At 43.2% G+C, this 16,705-nt stretch carries 14 protein-coding genes and 1 pseudogene; 4 read left to right on the forward strand and 11 right to left on the reverse strand.

From position 1 onward, the window contains the following. Positions 1–9: 9 nt before the first annotated feature. The 7 genes and pseudogenes from FVA69_RS01035 to FVA69_RS01065 all read right to left on the reverse strand — a co-directional run bounded on the left by FVA69_RS01035 (position 10) and on the right by FVA69_RS01065 (position 7,093). Positions 10–1,580: pseudogene (locus FVA69_RS01035) on the reverse strand (ATP-binding cassette domain-containing protein). A 337-nt stretch (positions 1,581–1,917) separates the two neighbouring features. Next, positions 1,918–3,408, reverse strand: a complete 1,491-nt coding sequence (glpD, locus tag FVA69_RS01040) for a glycerol-3-phosphate dehydrogenase (protein WP_164528265.1) — start codon at positions 3,406–3,408, stop codon at positions 1,918–1,920. A gap of 297 nt (positions 3,409–3,705) precedes the next feature. Beyond that, positions 3,706–4,464: a DeoR/GlpR family transcriptional regulator gene (locus tag FVA69_RS01045; RefSeq protein ID WP_004262881.1), complete on the reverse strand. Its 759-nt coding sequence runs from the start codon at positions 4,462–4,464 to the stop codon at positions 3,706–3,708. A gap of 28 nt (positions 4,465–4,492) precedes the next feature. Then, positions 4,493–5,338 carry a rhomboid family intramembrane serine protease GlpG gene (gene glpG / locus FVA69_RS01050; protein ID WP_004266132.1) on the reverse strand — a complete coding sequence of 282 codons (846 nt, stop codon included), beginning with the start codon at positions 5,336–5,338 and terminating at the stop codon, positions 4,493–4,495. A 16-nt stretch (positions 5,339–5,354) separates the two neighbouring features. Further along, complete coding sequence (glpE, locus tag FVA69_RS01055; RefSeq protein ID WP_004266131.1) at positions 5,355–5,678, reverse strand: thiosulfate sulfurtransferase GlpE; 324 nt, start codon at positions 5,676–5,678, stop codon at positions 5,355–5,357. 89 nt (positions 5,679–5,767) lie between these two features. Continuing rightward, the gene (gene nfuA, locus FVA69_RS01060) at positions 5,768–6,346 is read right to left on the reverse strand and encodes a Fe-S biogenesis protein NfuA (protein WP_004266130.1); all 579 of its coding nucleotides are present in this window, start codon (positions 6,344–6,346) and stop codon (positions 5,768–5,770) included. 63 nt (positions 6,347–6,409) lie between these two features. Continuing rightward, positions 6,410–7,093: a hypothetical protein gene (locus FVA69_RS01065; RefSeq protein ID WP_042851463.1), complete on the reverse strand. Its 684-nt coding sequence runs from the start codon at positions 7,091–7,093 to the stop codon at positions 6,410–6,412. A gap of 54 nt (positions 7,094–7,147) precedes the next feature. Between FVA69_RS01065 and bioH the strand changes: the two genes are divergently transcribed. Beyond that, complete coding sequence (bioH, locus tag FVA69_RS01070; protein ID WP_004266128.1) at positions 7,148–7,927, forward strand: pimeloyl-ACP methyl ester esterase BioH; 780 nt, start codon at positions 7,148–7,150, stop codon at positions 7,925–7,927. A gap of 48 nt (positions 7,928–7,975) precedes the next feature. Here the strand turns inward: bioH and FVA69_RS01075 are convergent, their stop codons facing one another. From FVA69_RS01075 to FVA69_RS01090, 4 genes are all read right to left on the reverse strand, one after another. Next, positions 7,976–8,209: a FeoC-like transcriptional regulator gene (locus tag FVA69_RS01075; RefSeq protein ID WP_109912389.1), complete on the reverse strand. Its 234-nt coding sequence runs from the start codon at positions 8,207–8,209 to the stop codon at positions 7,976–7,978. A gap of 11 nt (positions 8,210–8,220) precedes the next feature. Then, the gene (gene feoB / locus FVA69_RS01080; protein WP_110731470.1) at positions 8,221–10,539 is read right to left on the reverse strand and encodes a Fe(2+) transporter permease subunit FeoB; all 2,319 of its coding nucleotides are present in this window, start codon (positions 10,537–10,539) and stop codon (positions 8,221–8,223) included. A gap of 29 nt (positions 10,540–10,568) precedes the next feature. Then, positions 10,569–10,799, reverse strand: coding sequence for a ferrous iron transporter A (gene feoA, locus FVA69_RS01085; RefSeq protein WP_004266125.1), 231 nt, complete (start codon positions 10,797–10,799; stop codon positions 10,569–10,571). A gap of 341 nt (positions 10,800–11,140) precedes the next feature. After that, positions 11,141–13,471: a Tex family protein gene (locus FVA69_RS01090; protein ID WP_164528266.1), complete on the reverse strand. Its 2,331-nt coding sequence runs from the start codon at positions 13,469–13,471 to the stop codon at positions 11,141–11,143. Positions 13,472–13,639: 168 nt separating this feature from the next. On the opposite strand from FVA69_RS01090, the gene greB reads away from it, so the two are divergent. The 3 genes from greB to envZ all read left to right on the forward strand — a co-directional run bounded on the left by greB (position 13,640) and on the right by envZ (position 16,289). Beyond that, a complete protein-coding gene (gene greB / locus FVA69_RS01095) occupies positions 13,640–14,125 on the forward strand; it encodes a transcription elongation factor GreB (protein ID WP_164528267.1) in 486 nt (161 codons plus the stop codon). Positions 14,126–14,241: 116 nt separating this feature from the next. Further along, positions 14,242–14,961, forward strand: coding sequence for an osmolarity response regulator transcription factor OmpR (gene ompR, locus FVA69_RS01100; RefSeq protein WP_004266122.1), 720 nt, complete (start codon positions 14,242–14,244; stop codon positions 14,959–14,961). After that, entirely contained in the window at positions 14,958–16,289 is a 1,332-nt protein-coding gene (gene envZ, locus FVA69_RS01105) for a two-component system sensor histidine kinase EnvZ (RefSeq protein ID WP_164528268.1), read from the forward strand. The genes ompR and envZ overlap by 4 nt, the downstream gene beginning before the upstream one ends. Positions 16,290–16,705: the final 416 nt, after the last annotated feature.

The following is a 16,705-nucleotide window of genomic DNA, read 5'->3' on the forward strand; positions in this document are numbered from 1 at the left end:
AACATACGGTTATTTATCAGAAAGATTTAGAGTGTGGGTTATATTGCAGTTTGCAATAAACGCGTCATCGTGGGAAACCAGTAATAGTGTTCCTTGGTAGTCCTGCAATAGCGCTTCAAGTAGTTGTTTTGAATCTAAGTCTAAATGATTATCGGGCTCGTCGAGTAATAAAATAGCGGGTGGACTCGGGCTATGTGTGAGTGCCAATAACGTTGCTTTTAGCTGCTCACCACCACTGAGCTGCTGTAGTGGTAACAATGACTTATCTCCTCGTATCCGCAACATGCCTAATTGCGTGCGCCACTGTTCTACAGTAAATACAGGTTGGTATTGATAAAGCGCTTCAGCGACAGGCAATGTTTTATCGAGTAAATTGAGGTGTTGATCTAAATAGCAAAACTCACCGCTTAGGCGGTACTCTCCTGAAGATGATGGCAACAGGCCTGCAAGCACTTTAAGTAGCGTTGATTTACCGCAACCATTAACTCCTTGAATATGCCAGTGCTCTCCACTGTATACAGTGAATGAGAGTGGTGACGAATAACCGTAAAGCAAACGCAAGTCAGAAGCGAAAATTGTGACTTTATTTCCTTCATTTTGATAGTTAATCGTCATTTTTTGCGGCTTGATATGGCGAGCTCTTTCTTGGTTTTCCTGTTGCTGGTTTTGTAGATTATCCATCACTCGTTGGTGCCGCTCTGCGACATTTGATTGCTTTTTCTCCGCACGATTTTTCTGCATATCAAGCAGCAGTAAGGATTGCGACCCACCATAGCGAATTTTTTCACCTTGTTTTTTGCGTTGAGCGGCTTTTTGTAATGTGGCTTGCTGTTGTTTTTTCTCTTGGTGAATGCGTTTTTCTAAGCGTTCACCTTGTGCGTCAATTGCAGCGATTTCCAAGTTTTTTTGGGTATCGTATAACGTATAATTTCCCCCATATTCATGTAAGCCTTTTTCCGTTAACTCAAAAATGGTATCCATTTCTTCTAATAGGGTTCTGTTGTGAGAAATAATGAGACAACCAGCTCGATGCTCAGTAAGCTTTTGATTGAGCCATTGCCGACTTTGTGTATCTAAATGGTTATCTGGTTCATCAAGTAGCAAAAAGTGGTTTTGATGAAGAAATGCACGACAAAGGGCTAGGCGAGTACGTTCCCCCCACTTAAATGGGCAATGGGGGCTTCCATTGAGATAGCGAGTCCTGATGAATCCAATAAACTTTGCCATTGGGAAGGTAAATGCCATTTATCTTCCGTTAGTTCAAAATCTGCCAAAGAACCATTCCCTGCCTCAATGCGTGAAAATGCGTGATAAAGTTCATTCATGCCTAAGGCATCGACGAGTGTTTCGCCCGTTAGTCGCGTTAATTGCTCGACATAGATAAAGGGAAGGTTCCAATGTACATTCCCTTGCGTAGGGGATAATTGGTCAGCAAGAATACGCATCAAGACAGATTTTCCTTTGCCATTATGACCAATTAGGGCATTTTTTTGGCATGACAGCGTCCCGCTTAACGGAGGAAAAAGGGCGGTTTGGTTAAATTCAATATTGAGCTGTGAAAAGTGACAAGCAATCGTCATATGCACCTCCAAAATAATGAGGACAGACAACGTCGTTGACTTATCAAGAAGCGTCGATGAAAGCGGTTGCCTGCTAGGAACAGAAAAATGAATACCAAAAGGGTATTGGAAAATATTTTCTGGCAGTGCTTAGTTCATCGTGAGGCGTACCTGCGAAGTTGGGTGAGCGATAAATTCGCACACATTATAAACAGGTTAAATTGATTTACGCAACTTATCGTGATTGGGTTTTTTCTGAAAGTTGTGCTAACGATTTAATAATAGAAAAAACCAGTCAATAATAGCGACTGGCTTTTTCCATTAACAACGAGATTTTATAACAACGAGATTTTTACGATTATGCAGAGGTATTCTCTGACAACCATTGAGCAATGCGCTGCTTTTCTTCTTCATTCAGCCACATACCCAATTTAGTGCGACGCCAAATAGCATCATCCAACTCTGTTACCCATTCATGTTTGACTAAGTAACGTAATTCCGCTTCGTAGACATTCGCAGAGAATGCTTCACCAAGGTCGCTGAGTGAATTCGCGCCTTCAAGGATTAATTTACTGTTGCTGCCGTAGGTTCTGGCAAAACGTAGCGCTAAGCCTTCAGGAAGCCATTGATAATGTTGACGCAACACGCGTGCATAACCATCACGGTCACAACCTTCGATATCACCACCCGGTAATTGGCCATTTTTGGTCCATGGGCTACCTGCATTTGGATAGTAAGTCGCTAATTTATTCACAGCGGCTTCCGCTAACTTACGATAAGTCGTTAATTTACCACCAAATACAGACAACAATGGCGCTTGGCCTTGTTCATTGTGAATATCCAATGTGTAATCACGAGTAATGGCTTGTGGTGAGTCTGATTCATCGTCGCACAGTGGGCGAACACCTGAATAATCCCAAACAATATCACTCACGGTTAACTGCTTTTTGAAGTGGTCGTTATACACTTTCAGTAAATAGTTAACTTCGTTTTCATCAATTTTGACGTCTTTCGGGTCGCCTTTATATTCTACGTCAGTCGTACCGATGATAGAAAACTCATCCATCCACGGGATAACAAATACAATACGGTTATCTTCATTTTGTAAGATGTACGCTTGTGGTTCATCATGTGCGCGTGGAACGACAATGTGGCTACCTTTGATTAGGCGAATACCATAAGGTGATTTTAATTTCAGGCCATCATCAAAGAACTCTTTTACCCAAGGCCCTGTGGCATTAACCAGCCCTTTCGCTTTCCATGTATGAGTTTCCCCCGTACGTAAGTCTTGAGCTTCAACAACCCATAAGCCGTTTTCACGGTAGGCGCGTGTCACTTTTGTGCGAGTACGAACCTCACCATTCTTACGTACCACTTCTTGAGCGTTTAACACAACTAAACGCGCATCATCAACCCAACAATCGGAATATTCAAAACCTTTCGTTAATTCAGGTTTGAGTACAGAGTTTTGGTTGAATTTCAGACCTTTACTGCTTGGCAAGCTGACACGTTTGCCTAAATGGTCATATAAGAATAGGCCAATGCGGATCATCCAAGCTGGACGTAAATGAGGCTGATGAGGTAAGCGGAAGCGCATTGGGAAGGCTATATGTGGTGCTAATCGTAATAGCACTTCACGTTCAGCCAATGCTTCGCTCACTAATCTAAATTCATAATGCTCTAAATAACGTAAGCCACCGTGAATGAGTTTAGAACTCGCAGATGAAGTCGCACTTGCCAAGTCTTGAGCTTCGAGCAGTAATACCGATAATCCACGACCTGCAGCATCTGCTGCAATACCAGCGCCGTTGATCCCGCCGCCGATGACAATCAAGTCTTTAGTTTCCATGCATCCCCCTGAGATGTTCGAAACACTTTCAATAATGTTCGTTTTCGCTCATTTGATTGTAGTCAAAATAGATAGTGATGCCAACTATTATTAATGAAAAAAATAACAACTGCGTGATATTGGTAACAATTTTTTTTCAATACCCACACATAAAATATTGTTATTTACAATGAAAAAAAGAGAGTTTCGCGCGAAAAAGAAAAAAACAATGGCAAGGCGGGGGGGAGACTAAGATAGGAAAGGAGACTAAGAAGTATGATGGCAGCGGGCGCTACCATCATTAAGATAATTATTTGATTAACAAAGCTCTAATTGAACATTATGTTGCTCAATGACTTTGAGAATGCTGTCAGGTGGCTGTTTATCCGTAAATAAGTAGTCAATCAGGTTCATATTGCCCAAATTAACCATCGCGTTACGACCAAATTTAGAATGGTCGGTGACGAGCATGACACAGCGTGAGTTTTCAATAATCGCGCGTTTGGTACGAACTTCATGGTAATCGAACTCAAGTAATGAGCCATCCATATCAATACCACTGATACCCAAAATACCGTAATCTAACCTAAATTGAGAAATAAAATCGAGGGTCGCTTCACCGACAATACCGCCATCTCTTGAGCGAACTTCACCCCCCGCTAAAATTAGGCGGAAGTCTTCTTTTGGCATCAGTAATGTGGCGACATTAAGGTTATTGGTCACCACGCGTAGGTTTTTGTGATTAACCAATGCGTGAGCAACGGCTTCGGGAGTGGTACCAATATCTATAAACAATGTTGCACCGTCAGGAATTTGGCTCGCAACATGTTGTGCGATACGCGCTTTTTCATCTGACCACATGATTTTACGGTCATTATAAGCCGCATTCACGGAACTTGAAGGCAGTGCTGCACCACCGTGGTGCCGCTGAATTTTATTTTGTTCAGCGAGGTCATTGAGGTCCCGACGGATTGTTTGAGGGCTTACCTCAAAGTGTTCGACGAGTTCTTCAGTACTGACATATCCCTGAAGACGCACAAGCTCAACTATTGCATCATGTCTCTGGGTTTGTTTCACAGCGTTAGCCTCTAATTATTAAAATGTTTTATCTGGAGCTCTGGTGTTTAAAACTGTGCCTATTATCCCATACTCCCATCAATAAGCCGATAATTAACCCTGAAGTATGTGCGGCATTCGCAATATGCATACCTAAAACATCGAAGTAACCGAAAAAAAGCCAGATAATAGAGAATATCATTAACCCACGAGGGACGCTGATGCCACTTTCAGGCCGACGTTCACCCGTTAACCACACATAGCTGACAAGGGCATAGACGACACCAGATAAGCCGCCAAAGTTGTTTTCACTAAACAGCGACTGCCCCCAGTTACTAAACAGTGCAGAGACTAGTAAGATAGTGAATAATTTACCCGTTCCGAGCTTTCGCTCAACTTGCCCAGCCAGAAACCACCATAGCGCAAGGTTGAAACCAATATGTGATAGCGAAAAGTGCACCAATGCAGGGCTAAACCAACGCCAAAGTTCCGTTTGTTGGTCGCCAATAGGCCATGCTAAATAGCGTAGAACTTCTCGGGCATCGGTCATTTCTACCCAAAGATATACAACAATCGACAATAAAATAACAGCGATAGTTAAAGGGCCAGATTGTTCTTTAAGGTAGCCCCAGGTCAGGTAGTTACGATATTGAAACTGGGTATCTGCGCTTCCCGTGTGCCAACTGGCTTCTAGGTAGCGGGGGTGATTTGGATCTTGTAAAAAAATATCTAATTCTTTCTGGGTTTGAGATTGAAATTGCTCATCTTCTAGCCAAAGCTCAAAGACGGCTTGTTCCTGTGATGGCTTTATTATTAAGTGGATATTTTTGCTAGCCATATAGTCAACAAAGGCTTGTGCCATTCTAGGATTAGCAAAAGAGGTGATGTGGATCATGAATGCGTTTTCTCATCTAGAGAGCCGTAACGGCTTGTGGATATTCCCTTAACCATGCTTCAAATCCACCATTGATGCTGTATACAGATTCAAAGCCAATGTTGATCAGATATTGTGCAGCGCCTTGGCTACTGTGCCCATGGTAACACATCACCATAACTGGTTGTTCGTAATCCGTTTGTTCTAGAAATTGGCTTAGTGACTCATTGGTGAGGTGATAGGCCCCACTAGCATGGCCTGCGCGGAAACTTTGTGGGTCTCGTACATCTACCAGTATGGCAGTACCGTCCACCCAATGTTGGTAAGCTTGCTCTGGTGTTAGTGTTTCAAAATGGTCCATAAAATACCAAATACAGTAGGTAACAACCGATAAAAGGTTAAATGAGAGGCACCCGTAAAAAACCAAGTGCCAAATACTCGTGGTATTGATTAGTAGAAAGAGTGCTCGCCACGTTGGTGTTCAGTCAGGTCTTTAACGCCTTTTAGCTCACCTTCAAACATTTTGAGAAGTTCTTTTTCGATACCTTCTTTAAGAGTGACATCAACCATTGAACAACCGTTACAGCCGCCACCAAATTGCAGAATTGCAAAGCCTTCATCGGTGATTTCCATCAGGGAAACACGGCCACCGTGGCTGGCAAGTTGTGGGTTAATTTGTGACTGTAAAACATACTCAACACGTTCAATTAATGGTGCGTCATCAGAGACCTTACGCATTTTGGCGTTTGGTGCTTTTAACGTCAGTTGTGAGCCCAGTTGGTCGGTAACGAAGTCAATCTCGGCATCATCTAAGAATGGCGCGCTAATTTCATCAACATAAGCAGATAATTTCTCGAACTTTAGTTCTTTATCTGTTGCTTCAACGGCACCCGGAGGGCAGTATGACACACCGCACTCTGCGGTTGGTGTGCCTGGGTTGATAACAAAAACACGGATTTGAGTTCCTGGCTCTTGATTTTCCAACAATTTGGCAAAATGAGCCTGTGCTGCTTCAGTAATATTAATCATAATCATTTGCTCAATAATAGTTGACTGCTTTAGTTGGTTATAATACGCCCATTTACCCCTTTCCTACAAGGTGCGACACAGTGACCATGCATCAACAGTATGTACACCCGCACAAATCAACAATTGTGCTGCGGTATTCATGGTGGAACCTGTTGTAATAACATCATCAAGAACAGCAACATGTAGGTTTGAAACCGAGTTGTTTAAGGTAAATGCTCCCTTTAGGTTATTTCGGCGATACTCACGTTTTAGTGTAATCTGTGCCAGTGTAGCACGACTACGTGATAATGAATTTTGCGAATAGGGGATATTTAACCATCTGGATAAATTTTCGCCTATTAATGCCATATGGTCAAATCCTCTCCACCACAGACGGCGGCGATGCAGTGGAATGGTGATGATTAAGTCCGGTTTTTGCCATTTTTGTTGGCGGTAACCCGTGAGCCAAAATAACGCAAAAATTCGTGCTAGAGTAAAAGCAAGTTGAGATTGTTTTTGAAATTTAAAACGATGGATTAACAAGCGTAAAGCGCCTTGGTAAGGGGTTACTGTGATAATTCTCTGCCATGCGGGAGGGTTTTTTAGGCAACGTCCGCACTCCATGGTAGGCTGCTCACAGGGTAAAGCGCAGCGTAAACAGCAGGTTGGCATTTTAGGTAGTCCTTTGAGGCAAAAATGACAAACACCCTGATGAGTTAATTTTAGTGATTGGTGACATAGCCAGCAGCCCCCCTCCATTGTTAGCATAGTAGCGTCCCGTTAAAACGAATTGACAAATAAATGAATGAAGAGAGTGTAACGATGGCAAAGTTATATTGGCAGACCGTTGGTGAAGGTAAACAAGATCTTGTGTTGCTGCACGGATGGGGACTGAACGCACAAGTCTGGCAAACAATTATTCCGCGAATCGCTTCGCACTTTCGGGTTCATTTAGTTGACCTGCCAGGTTATGGGCGTAGCCAAGGTTTCCTTCCTATGAATATTCAATCAATGGCAAATATTTTGTGGGAACAAGCGCCTAAAAACGCGATTTGGCTCGGTTGGTCACTTGGTGGGCTAGTTGCAAGTCGTGTTGCGCTTGACCATCCTTATGAAGTCAAAGGGTTAATTACCGTTGCTTCTTCTCCATGCTTTAAAGCAGAAGAAAACGGTTGGGCGGGGATCCGACCGGAAGTTTTATTAGGTTTCGAACAGCAACTTTCGGCTGATTTTCATCGTACCGTTGAGCGTTTTTTAGCATTGCAGACATTAGGGACAGAAAGCGCAAGAAATGATGCTAGAACCTTGAAGTCCGTGGTACTTGAACAACCTATCCCAACGGTTGAAACGTTAAATGCCGGGCTTGAATCATTGCGTACCGAAGATTTGCGCGATGAATTAAAACAGTTACCCATTCCTTTCTTGCGCATTTATGGTTATCTCGATGGCTTGGTACCGCGCAAAATAGTGCCCATTTTAGATGAGCTTTACCCTAATTCCCCATCTGTCATTATGCGCAATAGTGCCCATGCACCCTTTATTTCCCATCCTGATGAGTTTTGCGAATACCTGTTGGATTTTCAAAGTCGTATCGAGGAATAAATAAAAAAATCAGCCTAACTCATGGCTGATTTTTTTATGGTGTGCCTATTATTTGATTTTATACACAAAATGAGCGCAATCAGTGCTTTCTGGGCAGCCTTTACAACTACTGCCCGTTAAACAAGCGTTGATATCGACTTGTTCAATTTTTTCTAAGCTGATGAGTTTCTCAACCATCGCTTGAATTAATGGAACCGGTGTATTTAGCTGCTCACTGAGTAGCGCGATGTCAGCTTGCCCATATAAGGCGATTAAATCTCTTATTTGCAGCAAGCTAGTCATCGTTTTATTCCTTAGTGGCAAGCATCACTTGAACAGCCAGAACATTGCTCTGCAGTTTTGCTTTTGATGTTCAGGGTTACGCGGCTACGCATGCGGCGTAAGAATATGAACAAGGCAAGGTTGAACAGGACAACCGCAGCAATGGTAATCAAACTGCTTTGTGGGTGCTCGCTGAATGTGGCAACTTGGTAAAACAGAGCCGCGAGGCTATAAGCCACATTCAAGCCCCACAGAATGGAGAAACTCATCCAACTTTTATTGGTTTCACGTGCGATAGCACCCATCACCGAAACGCAAGGCACATACAGTAAGACGAAGATTAGGTAGCTATAGGCAGCAATGCCTGAACCAAATTTCGCTGCCATAGTGCCCATTGAACCGGACTCCATCTCTCCATCACCTTTACTGGCTTCGATAGGGTTTGATAGCGCACTTAAGGTAAAAGTTTCTTTTAAGCTGTCCCAAGTTTCAGAAACCGCATCTCCCAGTTCTTCCCATAAATTGAATGATTCTGCATCGAATGGCTCAGAAGTAATGGCTTCAGCGGTATACAGAGTATTTAAAGTCCCCACGACGACTTCTTTAGCCATCGCCCCGGTAATTAACCCCACGGTCGCTTGCCAATTATCTGCATGCACACCAATCGGCTGTAACGCAGGGGTAATGACTTTACTGACAGAAGCGAGTGCAGAGTCATTAATATTATCAACAGGCTTACCAGAGAAAGAGAAACTATTTAATGCACCAATAAAGATACTGGCAACGACGATAACTTTACCCGCTCGTACCACAAAGCCTTTTAGGCGTTGCCATGTTTGAATCAGCAATGTTTTGATGTGCGGTACATGGTAAACCGGAAGCTCCATAATAAACGGAGAGGCCTCGCCACGCATAAGGGTATGTTTTAGTAATAACCCTGTCAAAATGGCGACAACAATCCCTAAAATATAGAGAGAAAAGACCACACTAGCCCCATTTTTGCCAAAGAAAGCGGCAGCAAAAACAGCGAAAATGGCCAGCCTTGCACCACAAGACATAAACGGTGCCATTAGTACAGTAATGAGCCTTTCACGTGGTGCATCTAGCGTGCGTGCACCCATAATTGATGGTACGTTACAGCCAAAGCCGACAATCAACGGTACGAAGGATTTACCTGGTAAACCTAGCGCCTGCATGAGGCGGTCCATCACGAAAGCGGCTCGTGCCATATAACCCGAGTCTTCCAGTATTGAAAGAAACAGGTACATCATCCCGATTTGTGGTACTAACGGTAATACTGTATTAATACCACCGCCGACACCTTGGGCAAGGAAAATAGTGAGCCAATCAGGGAAGCTGAAATAGGCACCAACCCATTGAATACCATGAATAAATATCGCCTCAGAAGCACCTTCAAAGAAAGGCTGCAATGCCCCACCAATGTTAATGGCTAAGACAAACATCAGGTACATCACAAATAAGAAAATAGGGACACCGAGCCAACGGCTCAGAATAAATCTATCCAGTGATTGTGTTAGTCGATTTGGTTCAGCGGCGCTATTGTTAATCGCGGCATGACAAATTGTGGCAATAGATTGATAACGTGCGTCAGCGATGAGTAGTTCAGGCTCTTCGTTTAAGCCTTCTTTCAGTGTTTGGCGTATCGCCAGTAATTGCCCTTCAGATATTTCTGCGCGTTGGCGGCTATAAATATCTCCTTCGAGAATTTGTAATGCTAACCAGCGGCGTTGCTGATGGCTAAATTGTTGTGTTGAAATTTGTTCAGATAACGAATCCACTGCCTGCAATAACTGGGGTGGATATTCCACAAGGGCTTGTTGGCTATTTTGTGGATGTGTATCAATGGCTTTTTTCAGTTTATCGATACCAGTTGCTCGAGTTGAAACCATTGGGATCACAGGGCAACCGAGCTGTTTTTCTAATTCAGTAATATTAATATCAATATGTTGGCTTTGAGCGATATCCAACATATTCAAGGCAACAATACATGGAACGCCTAACTCAACTAATTGTAATGTCAGATAGAGGTTACGCTCTAAATTGGATGCATCGACAACATTAATGAGCATGTCGGCCTCACCACTTAAAATAAAGTAGCAGGCGATTTGTTCGTCGAGAGAGGTTTGTTCAGAAATGGTGGTCAAAGAGTAAGTGCCGGGTAGGTCAACAAGCTCGATTTTATGGTCATCGGTATGGAAGCGACCCACTTTTCGTTCAACAGTGACCCCTGCCCAGTTACCGACCCGCTGCCTTGACCCTGTAAGTTGGTTAAATAGGGTCGTTTTGCCTGCATTGGGGTTACCAATTAAGCCGATAGTTAATCGTTTCATAGTGTTTGCCAATAATAAAAAAGAAATACTTAAACGGTGGTCGCTTCATCTAGATTGAGTAGGGCAAGATCCTTTTTACGCAGCACTAAGCTGACACGGTGAGTTTCTATTTGTACAGGATCACCAAAAGGCGCCAAGCGCACCACTTTAAAGACAGAACCCGGAAGTAAACCGAGTGAGAGTAGTTTTTGTCGGTATGCAGGACTGATTTCTGGAGAGAAACCAAGTATTTTGTAACTGCATTGAGGAAGTATTGCCATAGTGTCTTCCTAATCATTTAATTCATAATGATATCGATGACAATTGTTAAAGATTACAATTGCTCAGGTAATAAGACTGCCAAACAAAAATAAATCTAATTAACAATGAGAATCATAATCATCCACTTTTTGTTATATTTAGCCTCTTTTTTCGTCAGTTTGACTTGATGTGGATCAACGAAGCATTGAGTTTGCGGTGTTTCGTTAGCAAAAGTAATGGCGGAGTAAACGCGGGGGAGAGGGTGGAATAATGTTCAATATATTGGTTGGGATAATTAATTACAGCGATTATTTTTTGATATAGGCATCACAATAAGTACATTGCGATGCCTATTAAAAAGTTAGCGCTTCTTGCCAAATGCAGCAGCAAGGGCATCACTCATGGCACTATTACCAGAAGATGCGTTGTTTTGGCGTGAATTACCTCTTGATTGAGGAGCCTTACGTGTATTTTTGTCCTGTTCTGGGGCAGCACGGTGAGGTGCACTGTTAGAATCACCGGCTTGCTCATCTAAACGCATCGTTAACGCAATACGTTTGCGCGCAATATCCACATCTAACACTTTGACTTTTACAATGTCACCGGCTTTTACCACTTTGTGTGGGTCTTCGACATAACTATTTGAAAGTGAAGAAATATGAACTAAACCGTCTTGGTGAACACCAATATCTACAAAGGCACCGAAGTTAGTCACATTGGTAACCGCACCTTCTAAAATCATGCCAGGAGTCAGGTCCTTCATGGTTTCTACGCCTTCCGCGAAGGTCGCTGTTTTAAACTCAGGACGTGGGTCACGGCCCGGTTTTTCCAGCTCTTTAATGATGTCAGTGACGGTTGGAACCCCAAATTGTTCCGTGGTGAAGTCGCGTGGGCTCAAGGCATTAAGTACCTGTGAATTACCCATAATTTCTTTGAGCGGCTGGCGGACAGACTCAAGAATTTTTTCGACAATTGGATAAGCTTCAGGGTGAACAGTAGAGGCATCTAATGGGTTTTCACCATTGGTGATACGTAAGAAGCCTGCACATTGTTCAAAAGCTTTTGGCCCAAGACGCGCAACTTTGAGTAACTGTTTTCTATCGCTAAACTGGCCATTTTGGTCGCGCCAGTCCACCACGTTTTGCGCAATCATTTTGCTTAAACCGGCAACCCGAGTCAGTAAGGCAACAGAAGCGGTATTTAAGTCAACACCAACGGAGTTTACACAGTCTTCGACGACCGCATCGAGCTTACGCGCTAATTGCGTCTGGCTGACATCATGCTGATATTGGCCAACCCCAATGGATTTAGGGTCAATTTTCACCAATTCAGCCAACGGGTCTTGTAGGCGGCGGGCAATTGATACGGCACCACGTAAAGACACATCTAAGCTTGGAAATTCCAGCGCTGCAAGTTCAGAAGCGGAATAAACAGAAGCGCCAGCTTCGCTAACAATCACTTTCTGTGCCGTTACTTCTGGGTACTGTTTTTGTACTTCAGCAAAGAAACGTTCCGTTTCGCGAGAAGCGGTCCCGTTACCTATCGCTACTAATTCGACATTGTGTTTTTGGCAAAGTGCTGCGACGATGGTTGCCGCTTTGGCAGCTTGCCCGGTATGCGGATAAATCGTATCGGTCGCAATTAATTTTCCTGTCGCATCCACGACAGCGACTTTCACGCCAGTCCGCAGGCCTGGGTCTAAGCCCATGGTGGCACGCATTCCTGCAGGTGCTGCCATCAGTAAATCACTGAGGTTACGAGCAAATACGTTAATGGCTTCTTCTTCGGCCTTTTCACGCAGTGAGCTCATCACTTCTGTTTCCAAGTGCAGTAATACTTTGACACGCCATGTCCAACTGATCACCGCTTTACGCCATTGGTCAGCCGGAGCATTGTTTAAACGAATATCTAAGTGGCGGGTGATAATTTCTTCGCAGTAACTTTCTTTTGGTGGTTCATCGAACTGAGGATCACAGTTTAATGAAAGCTGTAGAATTCCTTCGTTACGACCACGGAACATCGCAAGAGCTCGATGAGAAGGAACCTGAGCAACAGGTTCGTGATGTTCAAAATAGTCGCTAAATTTTACCCCTTCTTCTTGCTTACCTTCTGCAACAACAGAAACAAGATGGGCATTTTTCCAAATATAGTCGCGAACTTTCGCTAAAAGAGCCGCATCTTCGGCGAAGCGTTCCATAAGGATATAGCGAGCGCCATCTAAAGCGGCTTTGACATCAGCAACACCTTTGTCTGCATCGATATAGGTTTTTGCGAGTTCATCAGGTGACTGGTTAGGGTCATTCCACAGGGTGTCAGCTAAAGGCTCAAGTCCTGCTTCGATGGCAATTTGCCCACGGGTGCGACGTTTCGGTTTATACGGAAGATACAGGTCTTCAAGTTCGGTTTTATTGAGCGTAGTGTCAATAGCGGAGGCAAGCTCAGGTGTCAATTTACCTTGCTCTTCTATCGACTTAAGAATGGTCTGTTTACGGTCATTTAATTCGCGCAAGTACCCTAAACGGCTTTCTAGCTGGCGAAGCTGAGTATCGTCCAACCCACCGGTAACTTCTTTACGATAACGCGCAATAAACGGGACAGTATTTCCTTCATCTAACAGCGTGATGGCAGAAAAAACCTGTTTCGGCTGGGCTTGCAGTTCCGCTGCAATAATTTGGCTTAGAGTTTCATTCATGTCGAATTTAAATACCTACTGAAAGAACAGTTAAAAAATTTACTGCACTGTTATACTTGGTGAGAAAGAGAATTTCCAGACTGAATTTGAGCCTATTGGTAGGAAAGTCTCAGATTATGTTCTATAAAATATTATAATTATGGCTCCACTGGCTAAAATCTGAAGGTTATGACTAAAAGTCTTTTAATTACACGTGAAGGTTGGGATGCATTAGATAAAGAGCTGAAGTACCTGTGGAAGGAAGAACGCCCTCGGGTTACTCAATCTGTTTCAGAGGCCGCTGCTCAAGGGGATCGCTCAGAAAATGCAGAATATATTTATGGTAAAAAAAGGTTGCGTGAGATTGATAGGCGCATCCGTTTTTTATCCAAAAGATTGGATCAATTAAGGATTATCGAGCCTGATCCCCGCCAAGAAGGCCGTGTCTTTTTTGGCGCATGGGTTAAACTAGAAGATAAAAATGAAAATATCAGAATATTCCGTATCGTCGGTGCTGATGAGTTCAACCCTACAAAACAATGGATTTCAATAGACTCTCCGGTAGCACGAGCCTTGATAGGCAAACAGGTTGATGATGAAATAACAGTAAATACGCCAGGAGGGCAGGTGACTTATTTTGTGTTAGAAATAAGCTACCACCCACTAACTACCTGAAGAGTAAAATGATTCATTAAATCCTACGTTAGTGGTAAATTAGTGAGCATTAATATTGTTTTATTTACATTCATTAAAAAAATAATTTGAAAGATGCACATCTTGAGGGCTACAAAATGCAGGAAAGTTATAAGGTTCTTGTCGTCGATGATGATATGCGTTTACGTGCACTGCTGGAACGTTACCTCACTGAGCAGGGTTTTCAGGTAAGGAGTGCTGCAAACGCTGAACAGATGGACAGAATCCTGACAAGGGAATCTATTCATTTGATCGTCTTAGATTTAATGCTACCGGGTGAAGATGGCCTATCGATTTGCCGCCGCTTACGTAGTCAAAATAACCCAATTCCTATTATTATGGTGACAGCGAAAGGTGAAGAAGTTGATCGTATCGTTGGCTTAGAAATCGGTGCAGATGACTATATTCCAAAACCTTTTAATCCACGGGAATTGCTAGCTCGTATTCGAGCGGTATTACGTCGTCAAGCTAATGAATTACCGGGTGCGCCATCTCAAGATGATGCAATAATTACTTTCGGTAAATTTAAATTAAATCTTGGAACACGAGAAATGTTCCAAGGTGATGAAAATATGCCATTAACCAGCGGCGAATTCGCGGTGTTAAAAGTGTTGGTTTCTTATCCAAGGGAACCGTTGTCTCGTGATAAGTTAATGAGCTTAGCGCGAGGCCGTGAATACAGTGCGATGGAACGTTCTATTGATGTTCAAATCTCACGTTTGCGTCGTATGGTTGAAGAAGACCCAGCACATCCTCGTTATATTCAGACGGTTTGGGGCTTGGGCTATGTGTTTGTTCCGGATGGAAGTAAAGCATGAAGCGACTGAGGTTTTCAAGGCGTAGTACATTTTCTCGCTCGTTATTTTTATTTGTAGCCTTACTGTTTGCGAGCCTCGTAACCAGTTATATGGTCGTGTTGAATTTTGTTGTGATGCCTAGCTTACAACAATTCAATAAGGTATTGGCATACGAAGTAAGAACATTAATGACAGAGAAAATGGTTCTACAAGATGGAACCTCAGTGCGGGTATCTCCCGTGTTGCGTAAGAAAATCTACAATGAATTAGGGATTACCTTTTATGCACATTCAGCGGCAATGGAAGAAGGGCTGAACTGGGCAAAAGAGTATGATTTTCTAAGCGAACATATGTCCGAATATATTGGTGGCAAGGCGAGTGTTCATCTCGAACTAGGCCGAGAGTATCCCATTCTATGGCTAACGTCTTATCTCGCACCTGATATCTGGGTGCGAGTTCCTCTGACTGAAATTGGTCAAAATCAGTTTTCCCTGGTTTTTCGCTATACCTTAACGATTTTTCTCACCATTTTTGCCGGGGTATGGTTGTATATACGCTACCAAAACAAGCCGTTGCTTGAATTGGAGTATCATGCAGGTGAAGTTGGTAAAGGGGTAATTTTGCCCCCAATGCAAGAAAAAGGCGCCACCGAGGTTAGGGCCGCCATCCGTTCTTTTAACCACATGGCAGCAGGGATTAAAACCTTAGAAAATGATCGAACTGTCTTAATGGCAGGGGTAAGCCATGACCTAAGAACACCTTTAACCCGTATTCGTTTAGCAACAGAGATGATGAGCCCAGAAGATAGCTATCTGGCGGAATCAATTAATAAAGATATTGAAGAGTGTGATGCGATTATCGGTCAATTCATGTCCTACCTGAAAACAGGTCAAGAAATGGATATGGAATTCTGTGACCTTAACGCTATTTTAATGGACGCGGTGAACTCAGAAAGCAATGTCATCGGTGAAATTGAAACCACACTTGAGCCCGGCTCAATGATTGTTAATGGTAACCCATTAGCGATCAAACGCGCTATTACGAACATGATAGTTAATGCATACCGCTATGGTAATGGCTGGATCAAGGTCAGTAGTGGTAAAACGGAAGACTCAGTTTGGTTCCAAGTTGAAGACGATGGCGCAGGTATCAAAGAAGAAGATATTCACCGCCTGTTCCAGCCATTTGTGCAAGGTGAAAAAGCCCGTAGCAACAAAGGAACAGGGTTAGGTCTAGCGATTATTCGTCGAATTGTTGATGCTCACGAAGGGAGCATTGAGATTCATAAAAGTGAGCGTGGCGGGTTTGCTATTAGGGCTTTGCTTCCTCTTAAAGAGAAAGAAGACTAAATACTCTTCACACTTTGCGCGGCAGCGTTGTTGGCTGCGTTCGGCTACTCGGGTCACATACTTGTGTATGCTCCCCCGAGATATCCTCGCTTGCCGCCTAGCTGCAACACAAATTGTTTTGAGTATTATTTGTATCAAGTAGGAAAAGAGGCTATCTGTTTTGGCGCCTACCTACAGCTTGAACTATTTAGAGCTATCCTCCTACTCTTCACACTTTACGCCGCAGCGTTGTTGGCTGCGTTCGGCTACTCGGGTCACATACTTGTGTATGCTCCCCCGAGATATCCTCACTTGCCGCCTAGCTGCAACACAAATTGTTTTGAGTATTACTTTATAGTTGCAGGATAAAAATATTTTTCGCTTTTATGACAGTCTGTCATTTTTCTTTTTGATATTAGTTTCGAAATTTTGTTTTT

Origin of the sequence: Providencia sp. PROV004 (genome assembly GCF_011045615.1) — a bacterium.
Lineage (GTDB): Bacteria > Pseudomonadota > Gammaproteobacteria > Enterobacterales > Enterobacteriaceae > Providencia > Providencia rettgeri.

Bases quoted from the DNA above. Each gene is read 5' to 3' on its own strand.
- bioH (WP_004266128.1), top strand. From the start codon at position 7,148: ATGGCAAAGTTATATTGGCAGACCGTTGGTGAAGGTAAACAAGATCTT.
- envZ (WP_164528268.1), top strand. From the start codon at position 14,958: ATGAAGCGACTGAGGTTTTCAAGGCGTAGTACATTTTCTCGCTCGTTA.
- FVA69_RS01075 (WP_109912389.1), bottom strand. From the start codon at position 8,209: ATGACTAGCTTGCTGCAAATAAGAGATTTAATCGCCTTATATGGGCAA.
- FVA69_RS01065 (WP_042851463.1), bottom strand. From the start codon at position 7,093: ATGCTAACAATGGAGGGGGGCTGCTGGCTATGTCACCAATCACTAAAA.
- nfuA (WP_004266130.1), bottom strand. From the start codon at position 6,346: ATGATTAATATTACTGAAGCAGCACAGGCTCATTTTGCCAAATTGTTG.
- feoB (WP_110731470.1), bottom strand. From the start codon at position 10,539: ATGAAACGATTAACTATCGGCTTAATTGGTAACCCCAATGCAGGCAAA.
- feoA (WP_004266125.1), bottom strand. From the start codon at position 10,799: ATGGCAATACTTCCTCAATGCAGTTACAAAATACTTGGTTTCTCTCCA.
- FVA69_RS01090 (WP_164528266.1), bottom strand. From the start codon at position 13,471: ATGAATGAAACTCTAAGCCAAATTATTGCAGCGGAACTGCAAGCCCAG.
- glpD (WP_164528265.1), bottom strand. From the start codon at position 3,408: ATGGAAACTAAAGACTTGATTGTCATCGGCGGCGGGATCAACGGCGCT.
- glpG (WP_004266132.1), bottom strand. From the start codon at position 5,338: ATGATCCACATCACCTCTTTTGCTAATCCTAGAATGGCACAAGCCTTT.
- glpE (WP_004266131.1), bottom strand. From the start codon at position 5,678: ATGGACCATTTTGAAACACTAACACCAGAGCAAGCTTACCAACATTGG.
- greB (WP_164528267.1), top strand. From the start codon at position 13,640: ATGACTAAAAGTCTTTTAATTACACGTGAAGGTTGGGATGCATTAGAT.
- ompR (WP_004266122.1), top strand. From the start codon at position 14,242: ATGCAGGAAAGTTATAAGGTTCTTGTCGTCGATGATGATATGCGTTTA.